A 17,121-nucleotide genomic window follows, 5' to 3' on the forward strand; every position below is an offset into this window, starting at 1 on the left:
CCTATTTCTTGTCAGCCGGATTGGCCGGGTTAACCGCGTTGTCGATGTTCACCGGAACGCCGGGCGAAAGCCTGTTCTGGCCAGCGGTGATGACGATGTCGCCTGCCTTGAGGCCGCTGGTGATTTCCACCACGCCATTGTAGCGACGGCCAAGCTTGACGAAGACCTGCTGCGCGACCAGCTTTTCGCCTTCTGCGGGCTTTGCATCGGCAGCAGGTGTCTTGGCCTCTTCGGCTGGCTCTGCTGCTTCCGCATTGGCCTTACCCTCTTCGGCCTTCTTTTCCGGGCGAACGGCATAGACATAATCGCCATAAAGGCTCGACACGATCGAAGTCTGCGCAATGGCGAACACATTGCTTTCTTCAGGCAGTTCAACGCGCACCTGCACGAACTGACCAGGCGTCAGCTTGTGATCCGGGTTCTTGACTTCGGCGCGCACAGAAACAAGGCGTGTGGTCGGGTCGATCTTCGGATCGATACCGACAATCGTGCCGGTGAAGTCGAGGTTTTCAGCCGTGGAGCCGACCTTGACGGTCTGGCCGAGCTTGATGGAGGCCAGCGACTGTTCCGGCACAGTGAAATCGATGCGCATCATGTTGGTGTCCTGCAAGGTGGCAATCACCGTGCCGGGCGTCAGATACTGACCGATATCGACCTTGGCGATACCGATAACGCCGGAAAACGGTGCCTTCACCGTCTTCTGCGCCAGCGTTGCGCGCATCTTTTCGACCGCTGCTTCAGCGGCATTGGCGACCGATGCCGTCGTATCGACGTTAGAAACGGCACCGACGCCGCGTGTCCGCAGCGTATCGGCGCGCTTCAGATTCTGCTGGGCAAGAACGGCCTGCGCCTCGGCGGCGACAAGATCAGCCTTCTGGATGCTGTCTTCCAGCTGCAGCAGCACATCGCCCTGCTTCACGTCCTGATTGGAGGTGAAGTTAATCTTCTGCACGATACCGTCGAGCTGAACCGTCAGGTCAACGCCGTTCAGCGCATGAGCCGTACCGATGGCTTCAACACCCGGCTGCCATGTACCCGGCTCAACCGTGATGGTCGAAACCGTCTGGGCTGGCTGCTGCATAGTGGCGAAAAAGTCCTTGATGGCCTTCGATCTGAACAGATTGAAGCCGACAAGCCCCCCGACGACGATCACCAGGAACACGATTGCCAGAATTAGGCGCTTTATCATTGCGGTTGTACTCCGGGGTGGCGCCCTGAACGCTGTTAAAAAGCGTCGAGGGGGGACGTTGAGCGCATCCCTTGGCCATCACACAAAGGTCGCGCGTATTTTACTTGAATTAGCGGAGCGAATAACTGTACCGTCTGGACGGTATTGTCAACTCATGAACTGTCAGGAGACCCGGCGAAGTTGTTAGCTAAAAAGAAGGTCTCTTCGCGTGATCGTATTTTACGCGCGGCAGTTGAGCTAGCCCGGGAAGTGGGGCCGGCTCATATTTCACTTGACGCCGTTGCCGCCCGAGCCGGGCTGTCGAAAGGCGGATTGCTTTATTCTTTTCCGACCAAGGCAAAGCTGCTTGAGGGCGTTGTCGAAGAATATATGAAAGAACATGAGCGCGCGATGGAGGTTCAGGAAACGCTCCAGTCCGGCGATAAAAACCGCGTTGCGCGGGCTTTTCTGGATGTTTACCGCGTTCAGGCCGACGATGAACCACCCGCTTGTGGCGTTCTTGCGGCACTTGCCGAAGATCCGGGTTTCATGGTGCCCGTTCGCCAGTACCATCGGACATTTCTCGACCGCATGATCAAGGATACGACCGATCCCGATACGGCGCTGATCGTCTATCTGGCCGTGGCCGGGCTTGAGTGTTCCAAATTGATGGAATGCGAGATTGTCACTGATGAAGAGCAGCGTGCCGTTCTCTGCCGTTTGGAAAACATGCTGACAGAAAACTGACAGTATTTAAGAAAAAAGGGCGCCGAGCGCCCTTTTATTTAACAGTCTGCGAATCACAGAGCCGGAATGTCTCCCCGCTCCCACCCCGCGGTGGTTTCAGCGGCAAAATCGTTGAATCGCCCTTCGGCAATCGCTGCGCGGATGCCCTTCATCAGATACTGGTAATAGGCCAGATTGTTCCAGGTCAGCAGCATGGCGCCGAGTGCTTCACCGGACTTCACCAGATGGTGCAGATAGGCGCGACTGTAGTCGCGCGACGCCGGGCAATCGGATTCCGGATCGAGCGGACGGTGATCGTCAGCATGGCGCGCATTGCGCAGATTGACCTTGCCAAAACGCGTGAAGGCCAGACCGTGACGCCCTGCGCGGGTTGGCATGACGCAGTCGAACATGTCGATGCCGCGCGCGACAGATTTTAAAATATCGTCCGGCGTGCCGACGCCCATCAGATAGCGCGGCTTTTCAGCGGGCAGGATCGGACAGACGACTTCCAGCATGTCCAGCATGACGTTCTGCGGCTCGCCGACAGCAAGGCCACCCACCGAATAGCCCTTGAGGTCCATGGCTTTCAGCGCTTCGGCTGAACGCTCGCGCAGACGGGCATTGTCGCCGCCCTGCACAATGCCGAACATGGCCTTGCCCGGCTGGTCGCCAAAGGCCACCTTGCAACGCTCGGCCCAGCGAAGCGACAGTTCCATCGCGCGCTCGGTGTTCTTTTCCGGCGATGGCAACGCCACGCATTCATCGAGCTGCATCTGGATATCACTATCCAGCAGGCCCTGAATTTCGATGGAACGCTCCGGCGTCATTTCATAGGCTTTGCCGTCGATATGCGAGCGGAAGGTCACGCCCTTCTCATCAAGCTTGCGCAATTGTGCCAGCGACATGACCTGAAAACCACCGGAATCGGTCAGGATCGGGCCTTTCCAGCCGCCGAATTCGTGCAATCCGCCAAGGCGGGCAACACGCTCTGCGCCGGGGCGCAGCATGAGATGATAGGTATTGCCGAGGATGATATCCGCGCCAAGGTCCTTCACCTGGTCCATATACATGGCCTTGACTGTTCCGGCTGTGCCGACCGGCATGAAGGCAGGCGTGCGCACCACGCCGCGCGGCATGGAAATTTCACCCTGACGGGCCGCGCCGTCGCGGGCGAGGACTGTGAATTCAAAATTTTCGCTGGTCATGGCCGTTGTCTATTATGTCAAGCGCGTTCAAGCAAGCTGCCGTCGCCGTAGGAATAAAAGCGATAGCCGGTTTCAATGGCGCGTTCATAGGCAGCGCGCATGGTGTCGAGGCCGCTGAAGGCGGAAACCAGCATGAACAGCGTCGAACGCGGTAAGTGGAAATTGGTCATCAGCATGTCGACTGCGCGGAATTTATAGCCGGGCGTGATGAAGATGTCGGTCGGGCCGGACCAAGGACGAATGAGACCATCCTCGCCCGCAGCACTTTCAATGAGCCGGAGCGACGTCGTGCCGACACAAACCACGCGGCCACCGCGCTCATGCACGGCGTTCAGCGCATCCGCAGTCTTCTGCGAGACATAGCCGATCTCGGAATGCATTTTGTGGTCGGTGGTGTCGTCGGCCTTGACGGGCAGGAAAGTCCCCGCCCCGACATGCAGCGTCACGAAATGCTCTTCAATGCCCTTGGCCTTGATCTTTTCCAGAAGGTCGGGCGTGAAATGAAGCCCGGCGGTGGGGGCTGCGACAGCGCCTTCCTCACGGGCATAAACGGTTTGATAATCGCTGCGGTCGCGGTCGTCTTCCGCGCGCTTCGAAGCGATATAAGGTGGAAGCGGGATATGTCCGACAGCAGCGATTGCTTCATCCAGCATCGCGCTGGACAGATCGAACACGAGAAGCGCCTCGCCCGCCTCGCCTTTCTCGGCAACGGTTGCGTCGAGGGTGCCAAGAAAGCAGCTTGAACCGGAATGACCGAAGCGGATGCGGTCGCCTTCCTTGACGCGCTTGGCCGGGCGCAGAAACGCCGCCCAGCGATCTGGTCCCATCCGCATATGCAAGGTTGCGCTGACTTGGCTGATATTGCCGTCGCGTTCGCGCATACCTTCAAGTTGTGCCGGTATCACCTTGGTATCATTAAAAACAAGCGCATCGCCCGGCTGCAGAAGATCGGGCAGATCATAGACGTGACGATCCTCGAAAGGCTGGCCCGGAACAACACGCAAAAGCCTCGCATGATCGCGCGGCTCCGCTGGGCGCAGGGCAATACGCTCTTCCGGCAGATCGAAATCGAAAAGATCAACACGCATGATAGGCCTCGTACATAGCTGCGGCCCCGGTATGAACCGGAGCCGCAATTTTCATTGGAAATAGTCGATCAGGCGTCGGCTGCGATGCGGGCAGACACGATCTTGTCCGGGTCGGTGACCGGCTCGCCGCGCTTGATCTTGTCGACATTGTCCATGCCTTCAATGACCTGACCCCATACGGTGTACTGGCGGTCCAGCCAGGGAGCATCGGTAAAGCAGATGAAGAACTGCGAGTTGGCAGAATTCGGGTTCTGGCTACGTGCCATCGAAGCCGTGCCGCGCTTGTGCTGGGTGTTGGAGAACTCAGCCTTCAGGTCCGGCTTGTCCGAACCGCCCATGCCAGCGCGCGAGCCGTTGAAATGTTCGCCGCCCGACTTGCCGAACTTCACATCGCCGGTCTGCGCCATGAAGCCGTCAATGACACGGTGGAACACGACGCCATCATAAGCGCCTTCACGCGCCAGTTCCTTGATGCGCTCGACATGGCCCGGAGCCAGGTCGGGATAGAGTTCGAGCACGACATTGCCCTTGGTGGTTTCCAGAACGAGCGTGTTTTCGGGGTCTTTGTAAGCCATTGGGCCTCTCCTGTTTCAATGCGTTCGATAAGACGCGTTGTATTGGATATTTATTTCTGAATGGTCGCCTTGACGATCTTGTCCGGGTTTTCGACGGACCCATTATCGGATTCGCTGCCCTTCTTTATCTTGTCCACGGCTTCCATGCCGCTGACAACTTTGCCGACAACCGTATATTGGCCATTCAGGAAAGCACCGTCGTCGAACATGATGAAGAACTGCGAATTGGCGGAATTCGGGCTCTGGCTGCGGGCCATGCCCACCGTGCCGCGCACGAAAGGTTCTTTCGAGAATTCAGCCTTGATATCAGGCAGTTTGGAGCCGCCGGTGCCCACGCGCGACGCGTCAAAGCCCTTGTTCATATTGCCGAATTCGACATCGCCGGTCTGGGCCATGAAGCCCGGAATGACACGATGGAAGGCAACGCCGTCATAGGCGCCTTCGCTTGCCAGCTTCTCGATCTGGGCCACATGCTTCGGCGCGAGGTCGGGACGCAGCTGGATTGCGACATCACCGTCCTTGAGCTTCAGAACGAGCGTGTCCGCCGCATTGGCGATGGAGGCCATCACGCCTTGAGACAGTGTAAAAATCGCGGCAGCGGCAAGCGCCGAACGGATAAATTTCATGATCGAAAAACTCCCAAACCTCAGGATTTGAATTTTGCTTCAAGGGCAGCGGCCACAACAGCCGGTACGAAAGGCCTGATATCGCCGCCCATGGACGCAATCTGGCGAACCAATGTGGCGGTAATGGTGCGCACGGCAGGATCGGCCGGCAGGAAAACGGTCTGCAATTCCGGCGCCATAGTGCCGTTCATGCCCGCCATCTGCATTTCGTAATCGAGATCGGTGCCGTCGCGCAGGCCGCGCACCATCAGCTGCGCCTTATGCTTGCGCGCCGAGTCGATCACCAATCCATCAAAGGAGATAACGGAAACGCGCGCTCCATCACCGCCAAGAACAGCTTTCGCGCTCTGGCCGATCAGTTCCACGCGTTCCTCAAAACTGAACAGCGGCTTCTTACCGGGATGCACGCCAATGGCGACAATAACCTCATCGGCAAGGCGCAAAGCACCTTTCAGGACATCCATATGGCCGTTTGTCACCGGGTCGAAGGAGCCCGCATAGATCGCGATTGTCATTTCTTCCAGCTAGCCTTTTCTGACAGGATTTTCAACAAGAACCAGAACGATAAGAAAATAGAAACCAAGAAACCAATTGAACGCGATGTGAACGATGATTTCACGGCAAGTTCACAACCGATTTACCAGAATAGGCGCAAGTTTGGTGCAACCTTTTCGTTTCTGAAGCGTATGTATGTCGAAAGGATATGACGATGATGATCTTTCTTCTGGCATTATCCATGATGGTCGCAATGGCCGCATCGGCAATCATATTGCTCCTCGAGGAGAACGAAGCCAAACGCCAACGCGTGCGTCAGGTGGCCTTCGACCTCAACAGCATGCGCAACATGCGCTCACGGTAATTCGTATCTTCCTGGCTTGAACACTCGCCTTTCGGCTTGAGATTGAGCATCCAGAAGAAGAACACATCACCGGCGGTATTCCCGAAACAAATCAACTATCTGTCGTAATGACGCAACCTGATTAGAAGATCGCCAATTCCTCCAGTCTTGGCATCTGAAAAAGGCCGATGGTTTTGCCATCGGCCTTTTTCATTGCGCTTACTCCAACCGGGGCATCAAGCCCGGCTAGTTTGCTTATTCTTCGCTGGCTGCGGGTGCTTCGCCTCCGGGCGCGGATTCGCCACCCTCAACGTCACCATTGCCGTTTTCCTCGTCGCTATCCGTTTCGGAAATACGCTCGACGGAAACAACCTTTTCACCATCAGCCGTGTTGAAGATCGTAACACCCTTGGTCGAACGGCCCGCGAGACGGATACCATCGACAGGCACGCGGATCAGCTGGCCACCATCGGAGACGAGCAGGATCTGGTCACTTGCTTCGACCGGGAATAGCGAAACGAGCTTGCCGATTTCGTCGGTCTTCGACGTGTCGGTGGCACGGATGCCCTTGCCGCCACGGCCCGAAACACGGAACTCGTAAGACGATGAACGTTTGCCGTAGCCATATTCGCTGACCGTCAGCACGGTTTGTTCGCGCGCCTTCAGTTCCTGATACCGCTCTTCGGAAAGTTCGGCGTCGGTACCGACTTCCTCACCAACAACGACGATATCGTCGGCATCGTCCGCGCCTTGCGCCCGGCGTTCGGCAATCGAACGCTTGAGATAGGCGGAACGCTGCGAGGCATCGGCTTCGACATGGTGCAGGATCGCCATGGAGATGACCTTGTCGCCATCCGCCAGATTAATGCCGCGCACGCCGATCGAGTTGCGGCCTGCGAAGACGCGCACATCGGTAACCGGGAAGCGGATACACTGGCCGCCGGCGCAGGTTAGAAGCACGTCGTCGAATTCCGTACAGGTATCGACGGAGAGGATTTCATCCCCGTCATCCTCGAGCTTCATCGCGATCTTGCCGTTGCGGTTGACCTGAACGAAGTCCGACAGCTTGTTACGGCGAACCGTACCGCGCGTGGTCGAGAACATGACGTCCAGATTTGCCCAGGAATCTTCATCCTCCGGCAACGGCATGATGGTCGTGATGCGCTCGCCCTGCTGCAACGGCAGCATGTTGATGAGAGCCTTGCCGCGCGATTGCGGTGTGCCGACCGGCAGGCGCCAGACCTTTTCCTTGTAGACAATGCCACGCGAGGAGAAGAACAGAACCGGCGTATGCGTATTGGCGACAAACAGGCGGGTGACGAAATCTTCATCCTTCGTCGCCATGCCGGAACGGCCTTTGCCACCGCGGCGCTGTGCGCGATAGGTCGTCAGCGGAACGCGCTTGATATAGCCCGCATGGCTGACGGTGACGACCATGTCTTCGCGAGCGATCAGGTCTTCATCGTCCATTTCCGCGCCGCCGAAACCGATTTCGGTGCGGCGTGGCGTGCCGAACTCGTCACGAACGGCAATCATCTCGTCCTTGACGATGGTCATGACGCGCAAACGCGACGACAGGATATCCAGATAATCGCGGATTTCCTCGCCGATCTTGTTCAGTTCGTCCGCCACTTCGTCACGTCCGAGCGCCGTCAGGCGCTGCAGACGCAATTCGAGAATGGCGCGGGCCTGTTCTTCGGAGAGGTTATAGGTGTTGTCTTCATTGATGCGGTGACGTGGATCGTCGATCAGGCGGATTAACGGTGCAACGTCAGCGGCGGGCCAGCGGCGCTCCATCAACTGTTCACGCGCGGTCGTTGGATCGGGCGCGCGACGGATCAGTGCGATCACTTCATCGATATTGGCAACCGCAATCGCCAGACCCACCAACACATGCGCACGGTCGCGCGCCTTGTTCAGCAGGAACTTGGTGCGGCGGGTGACGACTTCCTCGCGGAAGGCCACGAAGGCGCGCAGCATGTCGAGCAGCGTCAGCTGTTCCGGCTTGCCGCCATTCAGCGCCACCATGTTGCAGCCGAACGAGGTCTGCAGCGGCGTGTAGCGATAGAGCTGATTCAGCACGACATCGGCAACGGCGTCACGTTTCAATTCGACCACGACGCGATAGCCTTCACGGTCGGATTCGTCGCGCAGATCGGAAATGCCTTCGATGCGCTTGTCGCGCACCAGTTCGGCCATTTTCTCGATCATCGAGGCCTTATTCACCTGATACGGAATCTCGGTTATGATAATGGCTTCGCGGTCGCCGCGCATTGGCTCGATTGCCGCGCGTCCACGCATGATCACCGAACCGCGCCCGGTCGTATAGGCGGAATTGATGCCCGCACGTCCAAGAATGATGCCTCCGGTCGGGAAATCGGGACCCGGAATGATCTCCATGATTTCTTCCAGCGGGATGGCTGGATTTTCAATCAACGCGATGCAGCCATCGATGACTTCGGCAAGGTTGTGCGGCGGAATATTGGTCGCCATACCGACCGCAATACCGCCCGAACCATTGACGAGCAGGTTCGGGAAACGCGCTGGCATAACCACCGGTTCCCGTTCGCGACCGTCGTAATTGTCCTGGAAATTGACCGTGTCCTTGTCGATGTCCGACAGAAGGGCTTCGGTGAGTTTTTCCAGACGGCATTCGGTATAACGCATTGCCGCCGGGGGATCACCGTCGATGGAGCCGAAATTGCCCTGCCCGTCGACAAGCGGATCGCGCATGGAGAAATCCTGCGCCATACGCACGAGGGCATCGTAGATCGAGGCATCGCCATGCGGGTGATACTTACCCATGACCTCACCGACCACACCCGCCGATTTACGGTAGGGGCGGTTATAGGCGAGATTCATCTCGTTCATGGCGTGAAGGATACGACGATGCACTGGCTTCAGGCCGTCGCGCACGTCGGGCAGAGCACGGCTCACGATAACGCTCATGGCGTAGTCGAGATATGAGCGCTGCATTTCCTCGATAATGGAAATCGGCTCAATACCGCTCGGGCCGCCATTCATATCGTCGGAACCGGGTGGAGGGGTTTGATCTGACACTATTCAGATATCTTTCTCAACAGAATCGATAAAGTCTCTTTATAAAGGAAAGTAGCGCAAAACGCCAATTTCGAGACCATTTCCGGCGGCTAAATCGTTTTTGTAAATCAATGACTTATAAGATATTCACATAAACATGGCGCAAGCTTGTTGCTCGATCCGGCACTTTGCATCGACCAATGCGGCTTGATCGTCTAGAATTCAATCGTGACAGACCAATGAGAGGGCGACAGTAGCATGGGGTTCTACGATACCGTATTCAGCGCCTTCGTCACCCTTCTTGTCACGATCGATCCACCGGGCCTGGCGCCGCTGTTTCTAGCGTTGACGCCGGGCATGGATCGTCACCATCGCGGTCAGGTCGCGCTTCGCGCTTCCATCATCGGATTCATCGTCATGGCGCTCTTTGCCGTGGCAGGCGTGCAGATCCTCGGCATGTTCGGTATTTCCATCGGGGCTTTCCGCGTCGCCGGTGGTCTGCTGCTGTTCTGGATCGCGTTTGAAATGATTTTCGAGAAGCGAACCGAGCGCAAAGAAAAGAGTGCCGAAGTCGCGATCACCAAGGATCATATCCGCAATATTGCCGCCTTCCCGCTCGCAATACCGCTTATCGCCGGTCCCGGCGCGATCTCGGCCATCGTGCTGACGTCGAACTCATTCCATGGCTTCGGGCCGCGTATCGCCCTTCTGGGGGTGATCTTCGTTTGCCTGCTCATTACCTATGTCGTGCTTCTGCTCGCAGAACGCGTCGACCGGTTCCTTGGCGAAACCGGTCGATCCATTCTCACCCGCTTGCTGGGTGTCATTCTGGCGGCACTCGCCGTTCAGTTCGTCGCCGATGGTATCAAGACGCTCATAACCGGTTAAGAGCATTTCCAGCAAAAGTGCGAAGCGGTTTTGCGTCAGATAATGCGTATGAATGAATGTATAGAGCGGTTTCTAATAACCGCTCTATACCGATTTCTGTGCCTTCTTGCCGATCATGGCATGACGCAGCTTGGACGAGAACCAGTCGATAACCGCAACAGCAATCAGGATCATGATGATCAGGAACGAAACGTCCTGAAGGTTCAAAACCTTGATCTGTTCGGCCAGATGCGCGCCGATGCCGCCTGCCCCGACAATACCGATGATCGTTGCCGAGCGCGTGTTGGACTCGAAGAAGTACAGAACCTGACTACCGATCAGCGGCAGAACCTGCGGCAGTATGCCGAAGCGATAGCCGTGCAGGCGGTTGCCTCCCGACGACAGCACGCCTTCAACCGGCTTCTTGTCCGCGCCTTCAATGGCTTCCGAAAACAGCTTGCCGAAAGCGCCAAAGTCGGAACAGGCGATAGCCAGAATACCGGCGAAAGGTCCAAGCCCCACCACTGACACCCAGATCAGCGCCCAGATCAGTGTATCGACGCCACGGATGGTATCGAGAAAGCGACGTATGCCGAAATGCAGGAAGATGTTCGGGATGATGTTCTTCGCCGCCAGAAACCCGAACGGAAAGGCCAGTATGGCGGCCAAAAGCGTGCCCAGATAGGCAATGGCCAGCGTTTCCAGCATTGACCACAGATATAGGCTGAAACGGCCATTGGATGCCGGTGGCAGCATCATCAAGGCGAAATCGCCGAGACGACCGAAGCCGTTCAGGATACGCAGCAGCGAAAAATCCAGCCAGTAGAAGGCAAACCACAACGAGGCGATGATGAGCACGCCTGCAATCGTCAGATTGCGCCATGTGCGCGCATTGCCGAACAGTTCCGCATATTCCGCGCGCAATTCCTTTTCGTGGGCATGGGCTTCGCGGGAGAGGCTTTGCGCAATGTCTGTCATGAGAAGCTCCCCTTTAACCGATGCGGCCCAGAAGCGCGTGACGCACACGCTGGGTGATGAGATCGATCACGACTATCGTGATGATAATCAGCAACAGGATGGCGCTGACATCGCTGTAATAAAATTGCCGGATGGAAGTGAGCAGTTCCTGACCGATACCGCCTGCACCGACAAAGCCCATGACGGAAGCGCCGCGCACATTGATTTCAAAGCGCAGCAACCCGTAGGAGGCGAAATTGGCGGCGACCTGTGGCAGTACGGCAAAGCGGATGACCTGAAGGCCGGAGCCGCCGGAAGCACGGATACCTTCCACCGGCCGCATGTCGATGTTTTCGACTACTTCCGAAAAGAGTTTGCCGAGCGCGCCGGTCGTGTGAAGCATCAGAGCCAGCACACCGGCCATTGGTCCCAGACCGAAAGCGATAACAAATAGCAAGGCGAACACGATTTCAGGCACGGTCCGCAGCAGTTCTAGTCCACGACGAACGATGAAACGCACCGTCGAGTTCGGGGCCATATTGGAGGACGCTGCGAAGGAAGCCGCAAAAGCGATAACCGCCCCGATCAGCGTGGCGAGATAGGCGATCAGCAACGTCTCGAAGAGCATCTTGAGCCAGCCACCGATATTCCAGTACCAGGCGGCCATGTCGCCCCAGAAATTGGCGATGGTCAGGTCTGGCAGAATGCGCCCGAGATAACTTGTAAAGCGAAAGAGATTTTCAACCAGTGTGCCCGGCCGAACGTCGGCAACAACAGAGGCAGCTATGGCGATAACAACAAGGCCGACGAGGAAACCGATGCCATAAAGGCGTCGTTTCCCGACTTCCCTGCGATACTCGGCGAGCAGACCCTTGGAGCCGCTGCCGTCGAGAGTGGATATCGTCATGCGAGATTCCCTAACAAAAATGCCCGAAGCTTTTGCGGCTTCGGGCATTTCGATTGTTCTTCGGATCAGGACTTGCGTGCCTTGTCGTTGAACTTCAGCATCTCGATGATCGGCTCATAATCCTTGGTTTCGGTCGCCACGAATTCCTGGTCCTTGCCATCGGAAAGAGCGTCAAAACCGGCCTTGTCCTTCTTTGGCATGTCGAGGAAAGCCTGCTTGATGTCAGCCTTCAGCTGGTCAGGCAACGTGCTGAGCACGGCAAACGGACCTTCCGGCAGGAAGTCCGACTTGAAGATGATGCGGAAATCGTCCTTCGTCAGCGCCTTGCCGTCTGCGTCCTTGAGAACGCCGCGGCTGATCATGCGGGTCAGGTTGGAGTCGTTTTCCGAATTCCAGGAATTGGCGGCAGCGTCAGCGGTGCCCTGAGCGAGAGCCAGAACGGCGTTTTCGTGGCTGCCGGCAAAAAAGTTCTTACCGAAGAAGGTATCGACGCTATAGCCTTCGCGGTTGAGGAAGTAGCGCGGCGCATTGTTGCCCGAGGTGGAGTTTGGATCGACAAGCGCGATACTCTTGCCCTTCAGGTCGTCCATTTTCTGGTATGGGCTGTTGGCGCGAACATAAACGACCGAATAATAGCCGTTGACGCCGGTGTCGTGACGCTGGTTGACGAGCGGCGTGGTTTCAACACCGGTCATGACGGCGCGTGCATAGGAAGCCGGGCCATAGAAAGCGATCTGGATATTGCCAGCGCGCTGGCCTTCGATAACGGCGGCGTAGTCGTTTGCAACGCGCAGCGTGACCTTGGTGCCGAGTTCCTTGCCGAGATAGGCCGTCAGAGCGGCATAACGGTCACTGGTGGTCGAAGCGTTTTCGGACGGGATAACGCCCAGAACCAGTTCCGGATATTCCTTGCTCCAGTCAGCAGCCTGAGCATGGAAGGTCATGGTAGCGGTGAGCGCAACAGCCGCCAGAAAAGTTCTACGGTTAAGCATAAGTCTCTCCTGTTAATCCTGAGTTTGGAGCGAGTTTTTTCCGCAGCTTTATTCGCTCAGGCGGAAATCTGGCGCAGTGCGGCTTCAGCCGACTGCGGAACCGGTACAGGCATTGCGTCAACCGTGTCGTCACTATCGACAACGTCGGCTGCTTCCATGCCGTAAAGATCGCGCGATGCCATATCAGTCAGCATCGACGGCGTGCCGCGGAACACGACCTTGCCAGCGGACATGCCGACGAGGCGGTCGCAATAGCTGCGCGCGATATCAAGTGAATGCAGATTGCAGAGAACGGTGATGCCGTATTCGCGATTGATACGACGCAACGCATCCATGACGCTGCGCGTATTGCGCGGATCGAGCGAAGCAATCGGTTCATCGGCAAGAATGATGCGCGGCTGCTGAACGAGTGCACGCGCAATCGCCACGCGCTGCTGCTGGCCGCCGGAAAGCTCATCGGCGCGGTGCGCGGCCAGATGGGCGATATCGAACTGCTGCAAGGCAGACAATGCGATCAGGCGTTCTTCATCGCTCCAGATGCGCAGAAGCGACTTTGGCGTCGAGACATAATTAAGACGCCCCATAAGCACATTGGTCAGAACATCGAGACGGTCGACCAGATTGAAATGCTGAAAAATCATCGCGCATTGTGCGCGCCAGTCGCGAAGCCCGGAGCCTTTCAGGCCGGTAACATCGCGCCCCTCCCAATGAATGGTCCCTTCCGACGGTTCGACGAGGCGGTTGATCATACGCAACAGCGTCGATTTACCCGCGCCCGAACGTCCGATAATTCCCACAAACGTGCCGGGCTCGATCTCGAGGTCAACCCCCGAAACCGCCACCTTGTCATTATAGCGGCGCGTTACGTTTTTCAGTTGAAGCATGAATTCATCTCCATTCATGCTCACTCTGAATTGCTTCCATGACATTGCAATGAAAGCATCGTGACGTTTGTGTAAATTTAAACGCTACTATAGGTTTATTAGTTAAGACTTTGTTTTAGCGTACATTTCTGTCAGATGACGAATAAATGCCTCTGTGGATTCACCAACATCGCCGGAATTGTCTATTATGACAACATCGCCAGCCCCGTCATTGAAGTTCACTTCGCGCGAAAGCCGCAAGGCGATCTCGTCTTTGCTTTCGCGGCCACGGCTTGCCAGCCGCTCGGCGAGGATTTCCGCGCGTGCCGTAATGACCACCACCGAACGCGACGGATAAAGCCTGCGCATGTCGTCCAGAACGCGGCGCGAGACATTGGCAATCACCACAGTTCCGCCATCGATCAGCGTATCAAGCGACTTCGGAAGACCGTAGTTCAAACCATGGGCGCGCCAATGAAGCGCAAAGGCGCCCTCGCCCGCGGCTTTCGCAAAAGCCGCTTCATCCAGACTGTCGTGGTCTTCGGTTCCCGGCATTTGCGGGCGCGTGACGATGCGGCGTACAAAATGAAAGCGCGCATCGCCTGCGAGGGCCATGCGCGCGCCATCCATGATCGTGTCCTTGCCGGCCCCGCTGGGGCCGACGACAGCAACGAAACAGCCTTTCGGCCGGATATTTTCCATACGCATCAGAGCACCCGCTCGCCTTCCCGCCAGACGGTGCGCACCACCGGTATCGCACTTCTGGTGCGTGCTCGTACCAGATCGGCGCGCTTGCCGACAGCAATTTCGCCACGATCATCCATGCGCATTGCATCGGCGGGGTTCTTGCTGACAAGGCGGATGGCTTCAGGAAGCCCAATCGGGCGCTCGCCGGAAGCAAGGCCGAAAGCCGACTGGATGAGGCTGAACGGAATATAGTCCGACGACAGAATATCGAGACTGCCATTATCCACCAGATCGCGGGCGGCGATATTGCCCGAATGCGAGCCGCCACGCACGATATTCGGCGCGCCCATCAGGATCGACAGGCCCGCGCCCTTGGAGGCAGAAGCCGCTTCCAGTGTGGTCGGGAACTCCGCAATACGGACGCCGTGATCAAGCGATTCCCCCACGTGAGCGCTGGTGGCGTCGTCATGGCTTGCCAAAACAATACCGCGTGCGCCCGACATATCGGCAATCGCCCGGCGATGCTTGGCCGAATAGGCGTCGGAGTCTGCCATGCGCTGTTCGCAATGCAAACGAAACTCTTCGTCGTTGAGTTTCAGCTTGCGCATGTAATAGGTGCGATAGGTTTCGATCTCCGCGAACTGACGCTGCCCCGGCGCATGATCCATCAGCGAAGCCAGCCTCACCCGATCATCGTTTTCAAAAAGCGCAAAGCCTTCAAGGCAGTCGGCTGCGGAAACCTCGCAGCGCAGATGCAGGAAATGGTCCGCGCGCAGACGGTTTTCGCGCACGCCGCTTTCAATTGCATCGGCCAGCAGACGCATATCCTTGCCGACGAAGTCGCGATCATAATCGGAACCGACCCGCATCGCATCGAAGACAGTGGTGATGCCCGATGCGGCAACCTGCGCGTCGTGGGCCTGAACGGCGGCATCCACGTTCCAACGCACCTTGGGACGCGGCGCATAATGCGATTCCAGCTGGTCGGTATGGAGTTCAATCAGGCCGGGAATGACGTAATCACCATCCATATCCTCGCCGCCATTTACATTGCCCTGATCGATGGCGGCGATCTTGCCGTCGCGTATCAGGATGGAGCCGGAAACGACCTCGTCGGCGAGCACGATGCGCGCATTTTTGAGAACGATTTCATTCGCCATGAGAAAGCTCTTTCATGACCGCCTCGGTATTGGCGGCAGTTTCATATTTTGAGAGAAAAGTTTCGATATCGAGCGCGCGGAAATCATCAAGTGCATCGCGCAGGCGTTCATGGCTCCAGTCCCACCAGCCCAGCCGGTCGAGACGATTGCCGGTCGCGGCGTCAAAGCGCTCGCGTATGAGACGCGCCGGGACACCGCCCACAATCGTGTAAGGCGCAACATCTTTGCTGACGACCGCACCGGCACCGATCACTGCGCCATTGCCCACGGTGACGCCCGGCAGGATGGTCGATCCGTGACCGAGCCATGTGTCATGGCCGATCTTAACCGCATTGCCGCGACGCCAGTCGAAAAACTCGGTTTCATTCTCCGCATCCGGCCAGTAATCGCCAGCGCGATAGGTGAAGTGATGCAAAGTTGGACGCCAGGTCGGATGATTGGTGGCATTGATGCGCACATGGCTTGCAATGTTGGAGAATTTACCGATCTCCGCGCACCAGATTTCGCAATCGATGCCGAGATAGGAGTAGTCATCCAGCACAGTTTCCGACAGACGGCTGCGCGCGCCGACTTCCGTGTAACGGCCAAGCTTGCTGCCGGTGACATCTGCCGTTTCGTGAACCAGAGGTTCAACCGAGAGCTTGGTCATGCCGCCGCCCTCGGCGAAAAGGCGGTCACGTCGATGATGCGGTCGGCCACTTCCTCACGCACATCCTCGTCGTGGAAAATGCCGAGCATCGCAACGCCTTCTTCCTTTTTGGTCTTGATCAGATCCACCACGACCGCGCGGTTCTTCGCATCAAGCGAAGCTGTCGGTTCGTCCAGCAGCAACACCGGATGATCGGTGATGAAACCGCGAGCGATGTTGACGCGCTGCTGCTCGCCGCCGGAAAAGGTTGCAGGCGGCAGCGCCCAGAGGCGTTCCGGCAGGTTGAGCTTGGCCAGCAATTCCCGCGCGCGGTCCAGCGCCATGTCGTGGTCGGCACCACGAGCGATCAAAGGTTCGGCCACGACATCGATAGCCGCCACTCGGGGTAACGTGCGCAAAAACTGACTAACGTAGCCAATCGTGTCACGGCGAACGCCAAGCACTTCGCGGGGATCAGCCGTGGCCAGATCGACAGCGCGATCCACATGGCGGATCAGAATGGAGCCCCCATTCACCGCATAATTGCCGTAGACCATCTTCAGGATCGAGCTTTTGCCGGCACCCGATGGACCGCCCAGCACGGCGCATTCACCGGCATTGAGTTCAAAATTCACGCCCTGCACGACCGGCAGTTCAACGCCGCCCTGCAAATGCATGGTGAAGGTCTTGGTAACGCCGGATACCACCAGGGGCGGCGTGGATTGCGAAGCGGATGTTTGCAACAGAGACATTTCTCACCTCACGCATGAAGTTCCGTCAGTTTGGAAAAAA

At 57.3% G+C, this 17,121-nt stretch carries 18 protein-coding genes; 3 read left to right on the forward strand and 15 right to left on the reverse strand.

Translation table 11 applies throughout. The annotated features are described in order from the left end of the window. Position 1: 1 nt before the first annotated feature. On the reverse strand, positions 2-1,189 hold the full coding sequence (locus HWD97_RS20160) for an efflux RND transporter periplasmic adaptor subunit (protein WP_371835480.1): 1,188 nt from the start codon (positions 1,187-1,189) through the stop codon (positions 2-4). Between the two features lie 180 nt (positions 1,190-1,369). Between HWD97_RS20160 and HWD97_RS20165 the strand changes: the two genes are divergently transcribed. After that, positions 1,370-1,915 carry a TetR/AcrR family transcriptional regulator gene (locus HWD97_RS20165; RefSeq protein ID WP_109368979.1) on the forward strand — a complete coding sequence of 182 codons (546 nt, stop codon included), beginning with the start codon at positions 1,370-1,372 and terminating at the stop codon, positions 1,913-1,915. Positions 1,916-1,968: 53 nt separating this feature from the next. On the opposite strand, the gene tgt is transcribed toward HWD97_RS20165, so the two are convergent. The 5 genes from tgt to coaD form a co-directional block, all read right to left on the reverse strand. Beyond that, positions 1,969-3,102, reverse strand: a complete 1,134-nt coding sequence (gene tgt / locus HWD97_RS20170; protein WP_109368978.1) for a tRNA guanosine(34) transglycosylase Tgt — start codon at positions 3,100-3,102, stop codon at positions 1,969-1,971. 17 nt (positions 3,103-3,119) lie between these two features. After that, positions 3,120-4,190 carry a tRNA preQ1(34) S-adenosylmethionine ribosyltransferase-isomerase QueA gene (queA, locus tag HWD97_RS20175; RefSeq protein ID WP_109368977.1) on the reverse strand — a complete coding sequence of 357 codons (1,071 nt, stop codon included), beginning with the start codon at positions 4,188-4,190 and terminating at the stop codon, positions 3,120-3,122. 68 nt (positions 4,191-4,258) lie between these two features. Next, complete coding sequence (locus tag HWD97_RS20180) at positions 4,259-4,765, reverse strand: peptidylprolyl isomerase (protein WP_109368976.1); 507 nt, start codon at positions 4,763-4,765, stop codon at positions 4,259-4,261. Between the two features lie 50 nt (positions 4,766-4,815). Beyond that, positions 4,816-5,391 (reverse strand): peptidylprolyl isomerase, encoded by a 576-nt coding sequence (locus tag HWD97_RS20185; protein WP_109368975.1) that lies wholly within the window; start codon positions 5,389-5,391, stop codon positions 4,816-4,818. 20 nt (positions 5,392-5,411) lie between these two features. After that, complete coding sequence (gene coaD, locus HWD97_RS20190) at positions 5,412-5,906, reverse strand: pantetheine-phosphate adenylyltransferase (RefSeq protein WP_109368974.1); 495 nt, start codon at positions 5,904-5,906, stop codon at positions 5,412-5,414. Positions 5,907-6,100: 194 nt separating this feature from the next. Here coaD and HWD97_RS20195 point away from each other — a divergent pair, with 194 nt between their 5' ends. Beyond that, positions 6,101-6,250 (forward strand): hypothetical protein, encoded by a 150-nt coding sequence (locus tag HWD97_RS20195; RefSeq protein ID WP_167836029.1) that lies wholly within the window; start codon positions 6,101-6,103, stop codon positions 6,248-6,250. A gap of 234 nt (positions 6,251-6,484) precedes the next feature. Here the strand turns inward: HWD97_RS20195 and gyrA are convergent, their stop codons facing one another. Beyond that, positions 6,485-9,253, reverse strand: coding sequence for a DNA gyrase subunit A (gyrA, locus tag HWD97_RS20200; protein ID WP_124915993.1), 2,769 nt, complete (start codon positions 9,251-9,253; stop codon positions 6,485-6,487). Between the two features lie 273 nt (positions 9,254-9,526). On the opposite strand from gyrA, the gene HWD97_RS20205 reads away from it, so the two are divergent. After that, a complete protein-coding gene (locus tag HWD97_RS20205) occupies positions 9,527-10,156 on the forward strand; it encodes a MarC family protein (protein ID WP_109368972.1) in 630 nt (209 codons plus the stop codon). Positions 10,157-10,240: 84 nt separating this feature from the next. Here HWD97_RS20205 and phnE (HWD97_RS20210) read toward each other — a convergent pair whose 3' ends face one another. The 8 genes from phnE (HWD97_RS20210) to phnL form a co-directional block, all read right to left on the reverse strand. Further along, a complete protein-coding gene (gene phnE / locus HWD97_RS20210; protein WP_109368971.1) occupies positions 10,241-11,113 on the reverse strand; it encodes a phosphonate ABC transporter, permease protein PhnE in 873 nt (290 codons plus the stop codon). A 13-nt stretch (positions 11,114-11,126) separates the two neighbouring features. After that, positions 11,127-11,999, reverse strand: coding sequence for a phosphonate ABC transporter, permease protein PhnE (phnE, locus tag HWD97_RS20215; RefSeq protein ID WP_109370228.1), 873 nt, complete (start codon positions 11,997-11,999; stop codon positions 11,127-11,129). A 65-nt stretch (positions 12,000-12,064) separates the two neighbouring features. Then, on the reverse strand, positions 12,065-12,991 hold the full coding sequence (gene phnD / locus HWD97_RS20220) for a phosphonate ABC transporter substrate-binding protein (RefSeq protein ID WP_109368970.1): 927 nt from the start codon (positions 12,989-12,991) through the stop codon (positions 12,065-12,067). A gap of 56 nt (positions 12,992-13,047) precedes the next feature. Continuing rightward, positions 13,048-13,875: a phosphonate ABC transporter ATP-binding protein gene (phnC, locus tag HWD97_RS20225; RefSeq protein WP_109370227.1), complete on the reverse strand. Its 828-nt coding sequence runs from the start codon at positions 13,873-13,875 to the stop codon at positions 13,048-13,050. Between the two features lie 102 nt (positions 13,876-13,977). Further along, entirely contained in the window at positions 13,978-14,556 is a 579-nt protein-coding gene (gene phnN, locus HWD97_RS20230; protein WP_371835482.1) for a phosphonate metabolism protein/1,5-bisphosphokinase (PRPP-forming) PhnN, read from the reverse strand. Between the two features lie 5 nt (positions 14,557-14,561). After that, positions 14,562-15,701, reverse strand: coding sequence for an alpha-D-ribose 1-methylphosphonate 5-triphosphate diphosphatase (locus HWD97_RS20235; protein ID WP_109368969.1), 1,140 nt, complete (start codon positions 15,699-15,701; stop codon positions 14,562-14,564). Then, entirely contained in the window at positions 15,691-16,350 is a 660-nt protein-coding gene (locus HWD97_RS20240) for a DapH/DapD/GlmU-related protein (protein ID WP_109368968.1), read from the reverse strand. Before HWD97_RS20240 ends, HWD97_RS20235 begins: the two co-directional genes overlap by 11 nt. Next, positions 16,347-17,081: a phosphonate C-P lyase system protein PhnL gene (gene phnL, locus HWD97_RS20245; RefSeq protein ID WP_109368967.1), complete on the reverse strand. Its 735-nt coding sequence runs from the start codon at positions 17,079-17,081 to the stop codon at positions 16,347-16,349. The genes HWD97_RS20240 and phnL overlap by 4 nt, the downstream gene beginning before the upstream one ends. Positions 17,082-17,121: the final 40 nt, after the last annotated feature.

This window comes from Ochrobactrum sp. C6C9, assembly GCF_022627935.1.
GTDB classification, from domain to species: domain Bacteria; phylum Pseudomonadota; class Alphaproteobacteria; order Rhizobiales; family Rhizobiaceae; genus Brucella; species Brucella teleogrylli.

Excerpts from the sequence above, each read along its gene's own strand:
- HWD97_RS20160 (WP_371835480.1), bottom strand. The coding sequence starts at position 1,189 with ATGATAAAGCGCCTAATTCTGGCAATCGTGTTCCTGGTGATCGTCGTC.
- tgt (WP_109368978.1), bottom strand. The coding sequence starts at position 3,102 with ATGACCAGCGAAAATTTTGAATTCACAGTCCTCGCCCGCGACGGCGCG.
- queA (WP_109368977.1), bottom strand. The coding sequence starts at position 4,190 with ATGCGTGTTGATCTTTTCGATTTCGATCTGCCGGAAGAGCGTATTGCC.
- HWD97_RS20180 (WP_109368976.1), bottom strand. The coding sequence starts at position 4,765 with ATGGCTTACAAAGACCCCGAAAACACGCTCGTTCTGGAAACCACCAAG.
- HWD97_RS20185 (WP_109368975.1), bottom strand. The coding sequence starts at position 5,391 with ATGAAATTTATCCGTTCGGCGCTTGCCGCTGCCGCGATTTTTACACTG.
- coaD (WP_109368974.1), bottom strand. The coding sequence starts at position 5,906 with ATGACAATCGCGATCTATGCGGGCTCCTTCGACCCGGTGACAAACGGC.
- HWD97_RS20195 (WP_167836029.1), top strand. The coding sequence starts at position 6,101 with ATGATGATCTTTCTTCTGGCATTATCCATGATGGTCGCAATGGCCGCA.
- gyrA (WP_124915993.1), bottom strand. The coding sequence starts at position 9,253 with ATGAATGGCGGCCCGAGCGGTATTGAGCCGATTTCCATTATCGAGGAA.
- HWD97_RS20205 (WP_109368972.1), top strand. The coding sequence starts at position 9,527 with ATGGGGTTCTACGATACCGTATTCAGCGCCTTCGTCACCCTTCTTGTC.
- phnE (WP_109368971.1), bottom strand. The coding sequence starts at position 11,113 with ATGACAGACATTGCGCAAAGCCTCTCCCGCGAAGCCCATGCCCACGAA.
- phnE (WP_109370228.1), bottom strand. The coding sequence starts at position 11,999 with ATGACGATATCCACTCTCGACGGCAGCGGCTCCAAGGGTCTGCTCGCC.
- phnD (WP_109368970.1), bottom strand. The coding sequence starts at position 12,991 with ATGCTTAACCGTAGAACTTTTCTGGCGGCTGTTGCGCTCACCGCTACC.
- phnC (WP_109370227.1), bottom strand. The coding sequence starts at position 13,875 with ATGCTTCAACTGAAAAACGTAACGCGCCGCTATAATGACAAGGTGGCG.
- phnN (WP_371835482.1), bottom strand. The coding sequence starts at position 14,556 with ATGGAAAATATCCGGCCGAAAGGCTGTTTCGTTGCTGTCGTCGGCCCC.
- HWD97_RS20235 (WP_109368969.1), bottom strand. The coding sequence starts at position 15,701 with ATGGCGAATGAAATCGTTCTCAAAAATGCGCGCATCGTGCTCGCCGAC.
- HWD97_RS20240 (WP_109368968.1), bottom strand. The coding sequence starts at position 16,350 with ATGACCAAGCTCTCGGTTGAACCTCTGGTTCACGAAACGGCAGATGTC.
- phnL (WP_109368967.1), bottom strand. The coding sequence starts at position 17,081 with ATGTCTCTGTTGCAAACATCCGCTTCGCAATCCACGCCGCCCCTGGTG.